Here is a 15,619-nt window from a genome sequence, read left to right on the forward strand (position 1 = left end):
CCTCCCGCCGGTGTTCCCCCGTCGAATGGCCGACGAACGAGCCGAAACCAACCGCGAGATGTGGGACGAACTCGCGAGCATCCATCCCGAGACCGACTTCTACGACGTGAACGGCTTTCTGGCTGGCGAATCGACGCTCCACGAGCCCGAACGCGATCACCTTGGTGACGTCGCGGGCGAGTCGTTGGTCCATCTCCAGTGTCACATCGGTCTCGATACGCTGTCGTGGGCGCGCGAGGGGGCGGACGCCGTCGGGGTCGATTTCGCCCCGGAGGCGATAGCGGCGGCGCGTGACATCGCCGACGAAGCCGCCGTCGACGCCGAGTTCGTGTGCTGTTCGGTCGACGAGGCACCCGAAACCCTCGACCGCGAGTTCGACGTGGTGTTCACGTCCTATGGCGCACTGGTCTGGCTCCCCGATATCGAGGCGTGGGCGCGGACGGTCGCGGCGCTCCTCCGTCCCGGCGGTCGGCTCTGTCTCGCGGAGTTCCACCCCGTGACGGACGTCTTCGACGTGGCGTTCGAACCCGAGCGGTCGTACTTCGATGGGGGAGCCCGCCGATTCGAAGGGACCGGGTCCTACGCCGACCCCGACGCTGACACCGACCACAACGTCTCCTACGAGTGGACCCACGGTCTCGGCGAGGTGTGCACCGCACTCGTGAACGCGGGGCTGTCCATCGAACGGGTTTCGGAGTATCCCTACACCTTCTTCGAGCGGTTCGAGGGGATGGTTCGCGACGACCGAGGTCGTTACCGGATCGGCGACGGTCGACCCGAGATCCCGCTGGTCTACGCCATCAGCGCGAACGAACCCCGTCGCGACCGCAAGCAACGCTAAGCCGATCCCCGACGTAGCCTTCGGTTGCTATGCACGGGGGCGACGAACACGAGGTAGACGTGGTGGTGGTCGGTGCGGGACCGGGCGGCGCGGTGCTGAGCTACCTCCTCGCACGCAGTGGCGTCGAGACGCTCCTCTTGGAGCGCCATCGCGACCTCGACCGGGAGTTCCGTGGCTTCGGATTCCAGCCCGACGCGCTCCGGCTGTTCGACGAGATGGACCTCCTCGACCCGATACTCGACCTCGACCACCGGGAGGTCCGCGTCGGCGAGGTCTCGGTCTACGACCGCTCGTACGAGGTGTTCGACTTCGACGACATCCCCGGCCCCTACGACTTCGCGCTCCTGATGGAACAGCCGCCGCTGCTCGAAACCATCATCGAGGCGGCGAGCGCGTTCGAGTGCTTCACCTATCGACCGCACACGCCGGTTCGTGACCTCGTCAACGAGGCCGGACGGGTCGTCGGCGTTCGCGCGCTCGACCACGAGACCGGCGAGGAGTTCGTGGTGCGGAGCCGGCTGGTCGTCGGTGCCGACGGGCGATTTTCGACGGTTCGAACGGCGGCCGGCATCGACCCCGGGCTCCTCGATTCGAGCATCGAACTCCTCTGGTTCAAACTCCCGGACACCGTCGCTCAGAACGCTGCCCAGTCCCGGCTCAACGAACACGGCCTCCTGCTCTACTTCGGCGTCGGTGGCGGTGAGGTCCAACTGGGCTGGTTCGTCGAGAAGGGCACCTATCCGGAGCTCCGGGCCGAGGGCATCGAGGCGTTCCGCCGGCGGCTCGTCGCGGTCGACCCGAGCCTCGACGCCGTCTTTCCCGAGGCGCTCCCGAGCTTCGAGGCGTGCTCGCTGCTCCACATCGAACCCGGCCTGTCCGAAACGTGGGTTCGGGATGGCCTCCTCTTGCTCGGCGACGCCGCCCACGTCGCCTCGCCGATCGGTGCCCAGGGCAACGTGCTGGCGATCCAGGACGCCGTGGTCGCCCACGCGGTCGTCGCGGAGGCGCTCGACCGTGGCGATGGGCCGCTCTCGACGGGGACGCTTCGGCGGTACGAGCAGCGGCGACGGCCCGCGGTCGAGCGCGTGTTGCGTGGGCAGCGACTCGCCGAACGCGGGCTGTCGTGGATCGTTCGGCGCAGCGACGGGCTCCCCGATGCCGTCACGCGCTCGCTCCTGCGAACGCTGTTCGCGGTTCCCGCGCGGATCCCGATAGCCCGGCTTCCGTTCGGACGACGGCTGCTCACGCGGGCGATGTTCGGTCCAGAGCCGGTACACGTCGACAGGACGCGGTTTCGAGAATAACGGTTGGGCTCTCAGCACTCCCGGCTTGGCTCGTCTCAGCCAGCTATAGCTGAACGCGAAACACCGTCAACTGCATCTATCCGACATCGCTATTTTGGGGAATCACACTACGTTTCAAAATCAGATGCTGCGGATCGATGAATCGCTTCGGGTACCTTTATCTATCATAACGAGGCCCAGAATGCCTTGGGTTTCAAATGAAACACAGGGACCACACTGATGACGGGATCCATGCCACCGATGAACGGCTGCCGATCCAACGACGCGACTATCTGCGATTGACGACCACTGCGGGCGTGGTGGGTCTGGGCACATCGGCCTTCGCTGGCCAAGTTAGTGCTGCAGACGAGGAACCGAAACGGACGCTCACTATCGAGGCCACGGGTAGCTCAGCGGACTACCGATTCAGTGTCGATGGGAAGGTCGTCCGAAGCCAAGCGATGGGTGCTACGATCGGCGGCGACGACGTCTCCGGTAACAGTGTCGACGGCCACGTTGCCGGTAGTGGACGTGATTCTTACACACTCTCTGGTGAGCTCACCTCATTCGACGTGGATGGTGATATACGGATGTATCTCAACGGGGAACCGCTTTCGGATACTGTCACCATCGAGGACGACCCAGAAGGTGAGGCTACCCACTACGAACTCCGCGTCGACGGGGAAGTGCTCAAGAGCACCGCGATGGCGGCAACGATCGACGAAAACGACGAGATCTCGCCACGGGACCATCCAGATGAGGTCGAACCGCTCACGAGTGCCGAACCGCTCGCTGGCGAGACCTATGCGCTCGGGCAGGTCAACAACGGCACGGATAGCTACGTCATCTCGGGCGATATCACCGGTTTCCACGCCGACGGACGAGTCGACCTTTACGTGAATGAAGGGAAGGTCGACTATCCCGCACAGTTCGTTCGAACGACGCTTACCTTCGAGAGTACCAACGGGGACCACGCTACCTATGAATTCTCGACGAGTGGGGATATCTCCAAATCGAGAGCAATGGGGGCGTCGATCTCGGACAGTGATACCGCTGGGGATGGCGGTGCAAGTGGCGCTGTTGGTGGCAACGGTCGCGACAGTTACGCGTTCACGGGTGAAATCACGGACTTCGCCGGTGACGACAACCTTCGAGTGTTCCTGAGTAGAGAGGAGGTCGATAAATCCACACTTGCGGCCGAGCCGCAGTTCGAGAACACGGTGACGATCGAAGGGAACGGTGGTGAAACCGAATATCGGTTCTCGGTAGAGGGCAGCCTCGAAGAGAACTACGGACTCGGTCCCGAGGACGACCTCGATGGGGAGACCGCTGATGGGGCTGTGACCAGCGGCCAAGACAGTTACACGTTCTCGGGCGATATCTCGACGTTCAGCACCCGTGGAAATGGTTCATTCACGACGTACCTCAACGGGAACGAGGTAGATCCCGAAACGCTCGGGCACGTCCGAACTGGGCCAGATCCTGATACACTACCGAACGAAGTTACGGTCAGAGCACTGACGGATGCCCGAACGGAGTACAGCTTCGGCGTGTCCGGCACGCTGGCGACGGGCGACCGCTCGAACACTTACAGTGGCGACAATGCCGCCTATGAGTATGCCCGTGGATGGGTCTCCGGTGGCGGGCTGGACAGCTACATGTTCTCCGGTGAAGTCACGACGGTCACTGACTTCGAAAATTCACAGGTCAACGTAGACCGTGAGGACCAGACGATCAGTATCGAGGACTTCGATTCGGACGGAGTTACCGAGTACGAGATCGTGGTAAGCGGTGAACTGAACACGACGTCCTCAAGCAGCGAAGGGAACGTCTCAGGTAGGACTGCAACCGGTGCAATAGCCGACGGAACTGACGTGTACGAATTCACGGGGGACGTTCGAAAGATCATCCTCGAAGGCGTCATTATGGTAGAATCCGCGACCTCATATCCCAGAGTAGTGGATAATCCCTATCCCGACTCAACGGTGGGCGAGCTCGCGTCGGAGTTCGCTCTCGCTCCGGGGGGTTCCCGAGCCGCGTTCACAACGAATGCTATTGGAGATGGGGACGATCTATACATTGCCAGAGGAGTTGCTTCCGACGGAGAGCTTCCTTCGGAGATACAGCTAGTGAGTGAAGGCATTATTGCCGGTGTTGCGGATCTCGACTGGCAGGACGAAAACACAGTCACGTTCTGGCGCGATGGGTTTGAATGTGAACAAACGATGGTCGAACCAAACGTGATATCCAAACCGATTGCTGTGAGCGAGAAACCGTATCCTGAATCCGATGATGGAGGTGAAAACTGATGGCCGGACTCACATTTCACAAATGCGAAGTTCTCTCAGATCCACTTATTAGGGAGTACTACGGAGATGAAGCGGCGAATTTCGGCGAATACGCCGCTAAAGTTTGTGGTAACCTATCTAGTCCGGTCAACTACGGAACAAAGCAGTGTGACGGTTTCACGACGCCCCCACTTACATGGTACTCATTTTCGGTATTGTCTCAAGAGCTCCCTGCTCACTACAGTGCAAGCATTGATATGTGGTTCGGCTACGAGGAGCCGTCCAGTGGTGGCTTCTGTTTGTGGGTAGGGCTTAACGCAGGTGAAGGCAGTAAAATTTGCGCGAAATCCGCATGCTTTGACAGCAAGGAGACCTCCTATGATGCGATTATTTCATTGGTACGATCGTTCATAGGCGACCTTCATGATGAAGCTACATCAGGATCCAATGTCGATCTCATTCTCAAGGTAGCTATTGGTCTTGTTGTCGCAATTGTGGGCATCGTTATAGCATATATAATTGTGGACACATTTGGCGCCGCTGCGATTGTTGGTGTTGTAACAGAGGCCGCAATTAGTGGCGCGACCCTCGTCGGGAAGTACTTACCAGAAGCTCCAAAAGTGATACCACAAGTATAAAAGGCAAATCCGTAGACTACCTCTGTCCGAAGTAATAACAACAACACAGCTACAAGAATCAAATGAGTACGTTTGAGATATCGTGAGGATACGTCGAGATAAAGGATGGAGTATTTCGAGTAGATACGAGCCCTCTCGAAGGCTTGAATCGTCTGTATCGTCATAGAAAACCACTCCTGTTCTCCTCCATCATCGTATGGGTGACCACAGTCTGGCTGCTCTTCACAGAGTCGGTTTATGACAGTGGGATGAGAAACCTCTCCGTGGTTTTCACAGTATTGATAATCTTGCTACTATCTATAGAAAAGATACGTATTGCCACGGGGAACAAAAAACACACGGAGATCCCTCTCTCGTCCATCGAAAGAATTGAGTTCGACGAATTCACTGCCACCAAGCTCTCACGGATCAATGTCATATATGCTGAAGATGGCGAGAAAAAGACACACAACGTGTGGATACGGGTATTTGGTATCGGCAGTGCAAAACGGTTAGAGAACGCAATTTCTGTGATTCAGTCCGCTGGTATCGAGATAGAACAGGGAGAACGTGCTGAGAATATCTGAATTCGATAATGTCCGAGAGTAAACATCGTCGGTCAAGGTGGTGGTACGGAGTAGCAATTCCTCCTGTTCTGTCGATCGTGGGTTGGGGAGGCTTTCGGCTAATCGTCTCCACAATCGGTTTTCGTCAAGGAGTTCTCGGCATAGTCCCTTTTGCAGGGGCTGTGATACTCTCGTTGGTATTATCCCCGCTTCTAGCTGTTTCTCTCTATATGGATTCACGCTCAATTCGTGATAGCGAGCTAGAGTGGGATCCGAACCCACTTCTCTGGGGTGGGATCGGCATCCTTCTAGTCGTACTGGTGTTCTTCCCTTCGGTTACTACTTCAATACCCATGTACCTCGTAGCAATTGGCTACTTGTTTCAAAGACGAAGACTAGCCGGCCCATTCTTCTCATAGACGACACTTAACACACAGCTAAGAATTATATCTCGCTTGTCCTTCGTGATCGCTAGCTCGGCTTTACCTCGGCACCCAGCTATAGACGTGATTCAAGAGGAAGTAGGTCACGACCCCCAAGAACAGGCTCAGCGACCACGAGGCCACCGCGACCCGGCCGACGCGGGCGTGGGCGGTCTCCTCGATCTCGCTCGGGGTGTGGGTGAGACCGACCACGACGGGGTAGATAACGACTGGGACCGCGACCGCCGAGAGCAGGATGTGGATCGCGAGCATCACGAGGTAGGCGGGTCTGACGACCCCCGCGTAGGCGGCGAGGAACTGGCCCTGCTCGATGACGATCTCCTTCTCGAAGCCGCCGCCGACCTTCCAAAGATAGCAGACGAGGAAGACCATGATCAGCCCGAAGGCGGTCAACATCGCGGCGCGGTGTTTCCTGATCTGGCCGGTGCGGATGAAGTAGAAGCCGACGAGCAGCGCGGTGAGCGCGCAGGTGTTGATGACCGCGATGAGGTCCGAGAACAGGATGACGGTGTCGTTGCCGATCGGCGGAAAGAGGTTCACGAACCCGGCGAACGTCCCGAGCACGAGCACGTAGCCAATGACCGAGAGCACCGCGGTGGTGAGGAGCGGATGTGACTTCACCGGCCCCTGCGTGCTGACGGTTGCCATTACCGGCGCTCGGGGCGTCCGCCCAATGCGTCTTCTGGTTCCCGCCTCTAGTCTCGAAATCCATCCAGGAACTGAAGCTGCTGGTTTTGAGAATAAGTTGTCGGAAAATATTTATCAGTAGCCGATTTCACCCGGGATATGGTTCGGTCGCTCCTCCACAGCTCGTTGCTCGAACGACACTCCGCGCTTCGATTCACGCTGATGCTGCTCGGGGTCTGTGTCCTGCTCGCCAGCCTCCCGGCCTGGCTCGGAACCGCCGACTTCGACTACCACTTCTCGTACAACCACCAGATCCAGGACCCGACCTTCGAGCAGGAGCGCGAGACCACGCCGTACGACCAGCTCTCCCCGGAGGAGCGCCAGTACGTCGACGCGGCCCTCGACGGGGAGCGCTTCGACTTCGAGGACGACTCGCGGACGATGCCGTCGATCGTCGAACGCCGCGGGACCTACTACGCCTTCGACTCGGGCCGGTCGGTCGACTGGTTGAACCCCGGGAGCTTCGGGCCGGTCCTCGTCGGCCTCGCCGGGTTCTGGCTCGTGTTCGAGGCGGTCCAACACGAACGTGCCCACCTCGGCCCGCACGGGGTCTAAGCGGTCGTCGATCCCGAAGCATCGATACACACAAACCGGCGGCGGTCGTAGCGGGTCGGTATGAGTGCAGAGCAGGCCCAGCGCCCGATCCGGTGTCTCGTCGCCAAGGTGGGGCTCGACGGTCACGACCGTGGGGCCCACGTCATCGCGCGCGCGTTCCGGGACGCGGGCTTCGAGGTGGTCTACTCGGGCCTCCACCGCTCGCCCGACGAAGTCGTGCAGGCCGCCGTCCAGGAGGACGTCGACGTCCTCGGGATCTCGATCCTCTCGGGGGCGCACAACACGCTGGTCCCCAAAATTCTGGAGGGGCTCGACGGGTACGGCGCGCTTTCGGACACCCTCGTGATCGTCGGCGGGATCGTCCCCGACAAGGACAAACAGGGCCTCAGGGACCAGGGGGTCTCGGCGATCTTCGGACCGGGCGCGTCGATGGAAGAGACCATCGCGTTCGTCCGCGAGAACGCCCCCGAGCGATGACCGACGACGACCTCCTCGCGCGCCTGCTCAACGGCGACCACCGCGCGCTCGCGCGGGCGATCACCACCATCGAGAACCGCGCGCCGGGCCACCGCGACCTCGTCTCGGGCCTCTACGACCACACCGGGAACGCCGAGGTCATCGGCATCACCGGCAGTCCCGGCGCGGGCAAGTCCACCCTGGTCGACAAGGTGGCGAAGACGTACCGCGACCAGGGCCTCACCGTCGGGATCATCGGCATCGACCCCTCCTCGCCGTTCACCGGCGGCGCGGTGCTCGGCGACCGGATCCGGATGGCCTCGAACATCGGCGACATGGACGTCTTCTTCCGGTCGATGAGCGCCCGCGGCAGCCTGGGCGGGGTCTCGATCGCGACCGCCGACGCCGTGAAGGCGCTCGACGCGTTCGGCAAGGACCGGATCATCGTCGAGACCGTCGGTGCGGGTCAGAACGAGGTCGACATCATCAAGACCGCCGACACGGTCACTGTCCTCCTCCAGCCGGGGAGCGGCGACGACGTCCAGATGCTGAAGGCCGGCATCCTCGAGATCGCCGACGTCTTCGTGGTCAACAAAGCCGACCTCGACGGCGCGAACAGGACGGTGCAGGAGCTCTCGGAGATGATCGGACTCCGGGGGAGCGCCGGGAACGAGTCGACCGCCCGTCACGCGGGCCACCACGCCAGCGAGGAGGCGGTCGCGCTCCAGCGAGCCGATAGCGATTCCGAGGCCGAAGACGAGAGCGGCTGGACACCGCCGATAATCGAGACGATCGCCACCCGCGGCGAGGGGGTCGAGGAGTTCGTCGAGGCGCTTTCCGACCACCGTGCCCATCTCGAATCGACCGGCGAGATCGAGGCCAAGCGCCGTACGCGCTACGCCGAGGAGATCCGGACCCTGCTCCGCGAGGACACCGCCGACCTCCTGGCCGAGGAGATCGACGCCCGCGGGGGTATCGACGACCTCGCCGCGGCGGTCGCGGCGGGCGAGACCGACCCCTACGAGATCGCCGACGACCTCCTCGACCCGATAGCGGAGTGTGCTCGACGGAACCGCGATTCCCACGCGTGAGGACGACGCACGCCGCACTGTGGGCGACGCGCGCTGCCTGTGTCGTCGCTGGCCTTCTCATCGCCGTAGTCCCGGCGCTCGCCGACCTGACGACCATCGCGTACCGTGTGCTTCCGCTCGTTCCGCCCCTGTTCGCCGCCGTGCTCGTCGGGTCGTACTTCGCCACCGACCGCGGCGCATCGCTTCATCGAAGCGCCCTCGTTGGGGCTGGGATCGGGGTCGTGGTGATGCTCGTTCCGGCCGTTTTGGCCCTCGGGGGCGGGCCGATGCCGGCCGTTGGAATACTCATCCTCGGCGTGCCGGCGGTCGTTGGGTTCACCGTGTTCGTCCTGTTCGTGGCGTATCTCCTGTGGAGTGCCTCCGGTATTCGTGTCCCGCGATGGATCCCGCTCGGTCTCGTCGTCGTTCCAATCCTGGACCCACTGGTGAACGGCGTCCTCGTCGGCATCCTTCCGGTCGGCATCTCGGTAACGGGACTCGTATGGATCGCGACTGGCATCACGCTCGAATCGAGCCGCGGTTCTCCCGAGGATCCGTCGAAACCCGCCCCGTCTGGGTGACATTCGTTGCCTTACGGCCGCTGGAGTAGCATTCATTAAGAACCCCTCGGCCATACCCACGACATGAACCGCGAGACGGCGGAACCGCGGGTGGCAAAAATCCCCGGGAAGCGAGCACGCGAGTGGGTCGAGTACCACACCGAGCGCGCCGCGCCGAGCACCTACGTCTACGATTTCGTCTGGGACCGCACCGCCCCCGCCGAGGGCCCCTTCTGCACCGACGTCGACGGCAACGTCCTCCTCGACTTCACCAGCCACGTCGGGGCCGCACCGCTCGGCTACAACAATCCCCTCATCCTCGACCCGATGCGCGAGTTCGACCTCGTCGACCCGCTCAAGATCGCGGGCCAGGACTTCTACGTCAGCGGCGGCGGATCGCCCGAGAACCCCGACCTCCCGGGGCCGACGGGGCTGATGGATCGTCTGCTCGACATCACCTCGCAGTACGGGATGGACAAGGTGTTCCTCTCGAACAGCGGGGCCGAAGCCGTCGAGAACGCGATCAAGATCTGCTACGACCATACGAAAGGAAAGTACGGAATCACCACCGAGGGCGCGTTCCACGGTCGCACGCTCGGCGCGCTCTCGCTCAACCGCTCGAAGTCGGTCTACCGCCGCGACTACCCCGAGATCCCGAGCGTCCACACGATCCCGTTCTGTGACGACCGGCACTGCGAGGCCGAGACGTGTTCGTGTGGCTTCTTCGGTGGCGAGACGACGGGCCTCGAACGGATGGTCGGGCCCGGCGGGTTCGTCGACCCCGAGGACGTGGCCTACCTGATCCTCGAACCGATCCAGGGCGAGGGCGGCTATCGCCTCCCGAGCGAGGCGTTCATGGACGAGGTCGCGCGGGTGTGTGAGACCTACGACCTCACGCTGGTCGCCGACGAGATCCAGTCGGGGATGGGCCGAACGGGCGAGATGTGGGCCGCCGACCACTACCCGATCGAGCCCGACGTGATCACCGCCGCGAAGGGACTCAGAGTAGGGGCCACGATCTCCCGCTCGGACGTCTTCCCCGAGGAGCGCGGCCGGATCTCCTCGACCTGGGGGGCGGGCGACGTCATCGCCTCGCTCCAGGGCGCGCTCACGATCGACGCCATCCACGAACACGACCTCCTCCACAACGCGACCGAACGCGGTCGGCAGTTCGTGGAGTACCTCTCGGACGCCGATCCGGAGGGCGTCGTCGACGTTCGCGGCAAGGGCCTCATGCTCGCCGTCGAGTTCGACACCCCCGAGCGCCGCGACGACGTCCTGCAGGCGGCGTTCGAACGCGGTCTGCTGACGCTCGCCTGCGGGCGGAAGGCGCTCCGGATCCTCCCGCCGCTCGACGTGACCTCGCGCGAGATCGACCTCGGCGTGAGCCTACTGTGTGAGGCGATCGAGTAGGCTCGTTCAGGAGGAGCTGCTCGGCCTCGATCTGTTCCGAATCCCGTCTCTCTCGGTCGTCAGGGCTTTGCTCGTCGCTTGCCTTCCTCCCACATGAGCGACGACGCCGACGGTCGTCCGGGAAGCGACGGCGAACACGACCTCCAGGAACGGTTCGGTACGAAGGCCCGCGCGCTCGCGTTCTACGACGGCAGCGTCTCCGACCGGCTCAACGACGTGATGACGGCGTTCGTCCGCGAGCGGATCATGTTCTTCCTCTCCACGGCCGACGGCGACGGCAACACCGATTGCTCGCCCCGGATCGGCCCGCGGGGGTTCGTGACGGTGCTCGACGACCGCCACCTCGCCTACCCCGAGTTCCGGGGCAACGGGGTCCAGGCCTCGCTCGGCAACATCCACGAGAACCCCCACGCGACGTTCCTGTTCGTTGATTGGTGGGACACGACGGTGGGGCTCCACGTCAACGGCCGCGCGACGCTCCACGACGAGGTCGACGGGGCCCACGACCCGACCGACGTGAACCGAACGAAGACGTGGGTCGAACTCGAAATCGAGGAGGCCTACATCCACTGTGCGAAACACGTCCCACGGCTGTCGATCGAGGAATTCGACCCGCCGTGGGGCACCGACGACCCGAGCGCCAAACGGACCGGCTTCTTCGCCGACGTCGACTGACCCCTCGATACCGGCTGTAGCGGGTAAAACAGGGGTTTTTATAGCGAGACGGGGTATCGGTCGTTCATGCAGCTTTCGGTGGTCGTGCCGACGCTCAACGCTCGGCGACGGCTCGTGGCGTGTCTCGACGCGCTCGCTGCGGTGGCCCCCGAGAGCGAGGTGGTCGTCGTCAACGGCCCGTCGGCCGACGGAACCACCGGTATCGTTCGCGAGCGCGAGGACGTCGACGTGCTGGTCGAGGTCGCCGACCGGAACGTGAACGTGATGCGCAACGCCGGGATCGAACACGCGGACGGCGACCGGATCGCGTTCGTGGGCCAGGGTCGAACGGTCGCCGCGGGCTGGCTCGCCGCGCTCGCCGACGGTTTCACCGGCGACCACGTCCACCCTCGAAATCACACGTTCGCCGAGGGCTACTCGCTCCCCGAACGCTCCTCGATAGGGGCGGTCACGGGTCCCACGCTGCCGACCGAGGGGCCGGCCCCCGAGACCCGCGCCATCGCGGGCCGGGAGGTGACCTACTTCGACGGCTTCAACGTGGCGTTCTCGTGCGAGGCGCTCGACGGGCTCGACGGCTTCGACGAGTACCTCGAAACCGGCGGCTCGCGCGACCTCGCCCACCGGCTCGCCGCCGCCGGCTACGACGTGGCCTGGCGCGACGGCATGGCGGTCCGACGGGGCGTGAAAGCCCCACAGCGTGGCGACCCGGGGACGCCCGTGCCGCACGCCCTTTCCGACGGCGGGCAGGCCGAGCGCGACTGGTACTGGAAGTACCGGGCGCTCGCCTACCGCCTCGTCAAGAACTACGGGCTCCGGCCGACCACGGCGCGACGGTTATTGAGCCACGCCGGCAGCGACGCCGCGGCGGAACTCCGCGACATCGTCAGTGGGGAGGCGACCCCCTCCGGCTGGGCCGCCACCGGTCGGGACGTGATAACCGGCACCGCCCGGGGGCAAGCCGGGGGCGTCCTCGCCCGGTGGCGCGACCGAGGCCGACGGAACCCCCGCGGGGTCTCCTCGCGGTCGGACCGCGCGGTGGCGGTCTACGACCGTCGGTGAGTGCGGGGCTCGCGCCACGCCGTGTCACACCATCCCGCCCACGTCCGGCGCTTTTTCGAGCCGGGTTGAAAAAATTTATATAGAACCGCAAACGACCCACTGGTGAGGATTCCATCATGGCACAGCAACAGCGAATGGGTGGACAGCCCATGTTCATCCTGAGCGAGGACACGCAGCGCACCCGCGGACAGGACGCCCAGAGCTCGAACATCGCCGCCGGGAAGGCGGTCTCGCAGGCCGTACGCACGACGCTCGGTCCGCGCGGCATGGACAAGATGCTCGTCTCGGACGCCGGCGACGTCGTCATCACCAACGACGGCGCGACCATCCTCGGCGAGATGGACATCGAGCATCCCGCCGCCCAGATGATCGTCGAGGTCGCCGAGACCCAGGAGGACGAGGTCGGCGACGGGACGACGACGGCGGCCGTGCTCTCCGGTCAGCTGCTCGCGAAGGCCGAGAACCTGCTCGACGACGACGTCCACCCGACGACGATCGTCGAGGGGTACAACGAGGCCGCCGCGCTGGCCAACGAAGCGGTCGAGGGGCTCGTGCTCGACGTCGACGACCTCGACGACGACCGGCTCCGAGCCGTGGCCCGCACCTCGATGACCGGGAAGGGAACCGGCGACGTGAACGCGGAGGCGCTCGCCGAGACGGTCGTGGACGCGGTTCGCCAGGTCGAGGGCGACGACGGCGTCGCGCGAAACGAGATCTCGGTACGAACCCAGACCGGTGCGGCCTCCAGCGCCACCGAACTCGTCGAGGGCGTCATCAGCGAGGAGGAGCCGGTCCGCGAGGACATGCCGACCAGCGTGGAAGACGCCTCGATCGCCGTGCTCGACGTCGAGTTCGACATCCGTGAGTCGAGCGTCGACGCCGAGTACGACGTCACGAACATCGACCAGCTCAACGCCGCGCTCGACGCCGAGGAGAAACAGTTCAAGCAGTACGCCGAGAAGCTCGCCGACCTCGACGTCGACGTCGCGTTCGTCACCGAGAGCATCGAGGACCGCGCGGCGGCCTCCCTCGCCGAGGAGGGCATCCTCGCCTTCGAGTCGGTCGGCGACGACGAGGCGAAGTCCATCACCCAGGTCACCGGCGCGAGCCGCGTCGGCGCGATCGACGACCTCGAGAGCGACGACCTCGGCAACGCTGAGTCGGTCAGCGTCGAGTCCTACGGCGACGACGACCTCGCGTTCGTCGAGGGCGGTGCGGCCGCCGAGTCCGTCACCGTCTTCGCCCGCGGCAGCACCGACCACGTCACCGACGAGCTCGAACGCGCGCTCAACGACGGGCTCGACGTCGTGACCGCCGCGCTCGACGCCGGCGGTGTCGTCCCCGGCGGCGGCGCGAGCGAGATCGCGATCGCCGACCACATCCGCGACCGCGCGGCCAGCATCGAAGGTCGCCGCCAGCTCGCGGTCGAGGCGTTCGCCGACGCGATCGACGTCCTCCCGCGCACGCTCGCCGAGAACACCGGGATGGACCCGATCGACGCGCTCGTCGACCTCCGCTCCCGTCACGACAGCGAGGGTCGCGCCGGCATCATCTCCGAGGGTCAGACCGGCCAGGTCACCGACCCCGTCGAGGCCGGCGTCTTCGACCCCGCGGCCGTGAAGTACGAGGCGCTCGAGTCCGCCACCGAGGCCGCGACGATGATCGTCCGGATCGACGACGTGATCTCGGCCGACAACTGACGCGAGCCGAACGACCAACCACGAGATTTTTCACCCGATAGTCGGGAGCCGCCAGTCCCCACGGAGCGCGAGCACCCGAAGCGCGAACACGACGACGGCGCACCCGAGCGTCGCGGAGCCGGTGGCGACGTCGAACCGGGTCGCAATCCAGAACGCCGCCCCACCGACCACGGCGGGCGTCGCGTAGAAGTCCTCGTGGAGAACGGCGGGCACGCGCCCGAGGAGGACGTCGGCGAGGCTCCCGCCACCGACCCCCGTGAGCGCCGCGAGGACCACGACACCGAACGCCGAGAGGTCCGCGTCGATGCCGACGAGCGCCCCGGTGGCGGCGAACGCCGCGAGACCGATCGCGTCCGAGAGGGCGACGACCGGGTGGCCCCGGACCCGTCCGCCGAGCAGCCACGCGAGAACGACGGCGATGACCACGCCCGCGAACGCGAGACCCACGTCGGTGGTCGTCCGAAGTGCGACCGGGATCCGGCCGACGAGGACGTCCCGGACGATACCGCCGCCGAGCGCGGTCAGGGTCCCGAGAACGGTCACGCCGAACAGGTCGAGGTCGGCGTCGACCCCCTTCAGCGCCCCGGCGGCGGCGAACGCGAGCAGGCCCACCGCGTTCATCGCCCCGAACGCGTCGACCATCACACGAACGCGAGCACGACCGGGTCACCCACTCCGACGCCGAACGCCTCCGCACCCCGACCCCGATTCACGGCGAGTTCGACGTTCCCGTGACTGCCGACGGTGACGAGCCGGTCGCCGGGCTCGATGTGAGCGTACGACCGTTCGACCCGTACTGACTCGCCGTCGAGTTCGATCTCCTCGCCGAACCGGCCGTCGAGCACGCTCCCCGGAACGTTCGTGATGGCGTTCCCGAAGCCGTCGACCACGAGGATCGCTCCCGTTGCGGTTCCGTCGTCGACCGTCGGCTCGGGGAACGCCAGTGGCTCGATCTCGTCGACCGGTTCGTAGCCATCGAGGCTCTCGATAGCGTCGATATCGGCCTCGTGGACCGCCGCCGCGGCGGGCGCGAACACGTCCCGACCGTGGAAGGTCGCGCTCGCGGCGTCGTCCTCGATCGCGAACGCCTCGAAATCTTCATCTCCTTCGGCGAGCCGTCGGGCGGCGGGAACGAGCACCCCGTTGTCCGGGCCGACGAGGACGTGGTCGCCGGCACGGACCACCAGTGCCGCGCGGTCGGTGCCGACGCCCGGGTCGACCACCACGAGGTGGACGGCGGGCGGGAAGGTCGGGAGCACCTCGCGGAGCCAGAAGGCGGTCGTGCGAACGTCCTGCCGTGGGAAGTCGTGGGCGACGTCGACGAGTCGGGCGTCCGTCCGACCGAGGATCACGCCCTTCATCGCCGCCGGGTAGGGCGAACCGAAGTCCGAGCTCAGCGTGATCAC

The 15,619-nt window shown here is 64.5% G+C and carries 16 protein-coding genes; 13 read left to right on the forward strand and 3 right to left on the reverse strand.

What is annotated here, in order from left to right:
- The first annotated feature begins 25 nt into the window (after positions 1–25).
- The 5 genes from D3261_RS04300 (at position 26) to D3261_RS04315 (ending at position 5,616) form a co-directional block, all read left to right on the forward strand.
- Positions 26–841, forward strand: coding sequence for a class I SAM-dependent methyltransferase (locus D3261_RS04300; protein WP_120069372.1), 816 nt, complete (start codon positions 26–28; stop codon positions 839–841).
- A 29-nt stretch (positions 842–870) separates the two neighbouring features.
- Positions 871–2,145: an FAD-dependent monooxygenase gene (locus D3261_RS04305; protein WP_120069375.1), complete on the forward strand. Its 1,275-nt coding sequence runs from the start codon at positions 871–873 to the stop codon at positions 2,143–2,145.
- A 278-nt stretch (positions 2,146–2,423) separates the two neighbouring features.
- Positions 2,424–4,433 carry a hypothetical protein gene (locus D3261_RS04310; RefSeq protein WP_147464926.1) on the forward strand — a complete coding sequence of 670 codons (2,010 nt, stop codon included), beginning with the start codon at positions 2,424–2,426 and terminating at the stop codon, positions 4,431–4,433.
- Positions 4,433–5,050, forward strand: coding sequence for a hypothetical protein (locus D3261_RS19675; RefSeq protein WP_147464927.1), 618 nt, complete (start codon positions 4,433–4,435; stop codon positions 5,048–5,050). Before D3261_RS04310 ends, D3261_RS19675 begins: the two co-directional genes overlap by 1 nt.
- A 200-nt stretch (positions 5,051–5,250) precedes the next feature.
- A complete protein-coding gene (locus D3261_RS04315) occupies positions 5,251–5,616 on the forward strand; it encodes a hypothetical protein (protein WP_120069380.1) in 366 nt (121 codons plus the stop codon).
- Positions 5,617–6,077: 461 nt separating this feature from the next.
- On the opposite strand, the gene D3261_RS04320 is transcribed toward D3261_RS04315, so the two are convergent.
- Positions 6,078–6,686, reverse strand: a complete 609-nt coding sequence (locus D3261_RS04320; protein WP_120069383.1) for a DUF420 domain-containing protein — start codon at positions 6,684–6,686, stop codon at positions 6,078–6,080.
- Positions 6,687–6,824: 138 nt separating this feature from the next.
- On the opposite strand from D3261_RS04320, the gene D3261_RS04325 reads away from it, so the two are divergent.
- From D3261_RS04325 to thsA, 8 genes are all read left to right on the forward strand, one after another.
- Positions 6,825–7,280 carry a hypothetical protein gene (locus tag D3261_RS04325; protein ID WP_233553884.1) on the forward strand — a complete coding sequence of 152 codons (456 nt, stop codon included), beginning with the start codon at positions 6,825–6,827 and terminating at the stop codon, positions 7,278–7,280.
- Positions 7,281–7,340: 60 nt separating this feature from the next.
- On the forward strand, positions 7,341–7,757 hold the full coding sequence (locus D3261_RS04330) for a cobalamin B12-binding domain-containing protein (protein ID WP_120069385.1): 417 nt from the start codon (positions 7,341–7,343) through the stop codon (positions 7,755–7,757).
- Complete coding sequence (gene meaB / locus D3261_RS04335) at positions 7,754–8,827, forward strand: methylmalonyl Co-A mutase-associated GTPase MeaB (protein ID WP_120069388.1); 1,074 nt, start codon at positions 7,754–7,756, stop codon at positions 8,825–8,827. Before D3261_RS04330 ends, meaB begins: the two co-directional genes overlap by 4 nt.
- Positions 8,824–9,387: a hypothetical protein gene (locus D3261_RS04340; RefSeq protein ID WP_120069391.1), complete on the forward strand. Its 564-nt coding sequence runs from the start codon at positions 8,824–8,826 to the stop codon at positions 9,385–9,387. Before meaB ends, D3261_RS04340 begins: the two co-directional genes overlap by 4 nt.
- A 63-nt stretch (positions 9,388–9,450) precedes the next feature.
- Positions 9,451–10,779, forward strand: a complete 1,329-nt coding sequence (locus D3261_RS04345; RefSeq protein ID WP_120069394.1) for an aminotransferase class III-fold pyridoxal phosphate-dependent enzyme — start codon at positions 9,451–9,453, stop codon at positions 10,777–10,779.
- Between the two features lie 93 nt (positions 10,780–10,872).
- Positions 10,873–11,454 carry a pyridoxamine 5'-phosphate oxidase family protein gene (locus D3261_RS04350; RefSeq protein WP_120069396.1) on the forward strand — a complete coding sequence of 194 codons (582 nt, stop codon included), beginning with the start codon at positions 10,873–10,875 and terminating at the stop codon, positions 11,452–11,454.
- A gap of 66 nt (positions 11,455–11,520) precedes the next feature.
- A complete protein-coding gene (locus D3261_RS04355; protein WP_120069399.1) occupies positions 11,521–12,513 on the forward strand; it encodes a glycosyltransferase family 2 protein in 993 nt (330 codons plus the stop codon).
- Between the two features lie 134 nt (positions 12,514–12,647).
- On the forward strand, positions 12,648–14,213 hold the full coding sequence (gene thsA, locus D3261_RS04360) for a thermosome subunit alpha (protein ID WP_199693927.1): 1,566 nt from the start codon (positions 12,648–12,650) through the stop codon (positions 14,211–14,213).
- 30 nt (positions 14,214–14,243) lie between these two features.
- Here thsA and D3261_RS04365 read toward each other — a convergent pair whose 3' ends face one another.
- Positions 14,244–14,855, reverse strand: a complete 612-nt coding sequence (locus D3261_RS04365; RefSeq protein ID WP_120069404.1) for a trimeric intracellular cation channel family protein — start codon at positions 14,853–14,855, stop codon at positions 14,244–14,246.
- Positions 14,855–15,619, reverse strand: a complete 765-nt coding sequence (locus D3261_RS04370; RefSeq protein ID WP_120069407.1) for an S-adenosyl-l-methionine hydroxide adenosyltransferase family protein — start codon at positions 15,617–15,619, stop codon at positions 14,855–14,857. The genes D3261_RS04365 and D3261_RS04370 overlap by 1 nt, the downstream gene beginning before the upstream one ends.

This window comes from Halococcus sp. IIIV-5B (genome assembly GCF_003602035.1).
Classification (GTDB): Archaea; Halobacteriota; Halobacteria; order Halobacteriales; family Halococcaceae; genus Halococcus; species Halococcus salsus.

Bases quoted from the DNA above. Each gene is read 5' to 3' on its own strand.
- D3261_RS04325 (WP_233553884.1), top strand. From the start codon at position 6,825: ATGGTTCGGTCGCTCCTCCACAGCTCGTTGCTCGAACGACACTCCGCG.
- D3261_RS04365 (WP_120069404.1), bottom strand. From the start codon at position 14,855: ATGGTCGACGCGTTCGGGGCGATGAACGCGGTGGGCCTGCTCGCGTTC.
- D3261_RS04320 (WP_120069383.1), bottom strand. From the start codon at position 6,686: ATGGCAACCGTCAGCACGCAGGGGCCGGTGAAGTCACATCCGCTCCTC.
- D3261_RS04350 (WP_120069396.1), top strand. From the start codon at position 10,873: ATGAGCGACGACGCCGACGGTCGTCCGGGAAGCGACGGCGAACACGAC.
- thsA (WP_199693927.1), top strand. From the start codon at position 12,648: ATGGGTGGACAGCCCATGTTCATCCTGAGCGAGGACACGCAGCGCACC.
- D3261_RS04355 (WP_120069399.1), top strand. From the start codon at position 11,521: ATGCAGCTTTCGGTGGTCGTGCCGACGCTCAACGCTCGGCGACGGCTC.
- D3261_RS04300 (WP_120069372.1), top strand. From the start codon at position 26: ATGGCCGACGAACGAGCCGAAACCAACCGCGAGATGTGGGACGAACTC.
- D3261_RS04305 (WP_120069375.1), top strand. From the start codon at position 871: ATGCACGGGGGCGACGAACACGAGGTAGACGTGGTGGTGGTCGGTGCG.
- D3261_RS04330 (WP_120069385.1), top strand. From the start codon at position 7,341: ATGAGTGCAGAGCAGGCCCAGCGCCCGATCCGGTGTCTCGTCGCCAAG.
- D3261_RS04345 (WP_120069394.1), top strand. From the start codon at position 9,451: ATGAACCGCGAGACGGCGGAACCGCGGGTGGCAAAAATCCCCGGGAAG.
- D3261_RS19675 (WP_147464927.1), top strand. From the start codon at position 4,433: ATGGCCGGACTCACATTTCACAAATGCGAAGTTCTCTCAGATCCACTT.
- meaB (WP_120069388.1), top strand. From the start codon at position 7,754: ATGACCGACGACGACCTCCTCGCGCGCCTGCTCAACGGCGACCACCGC.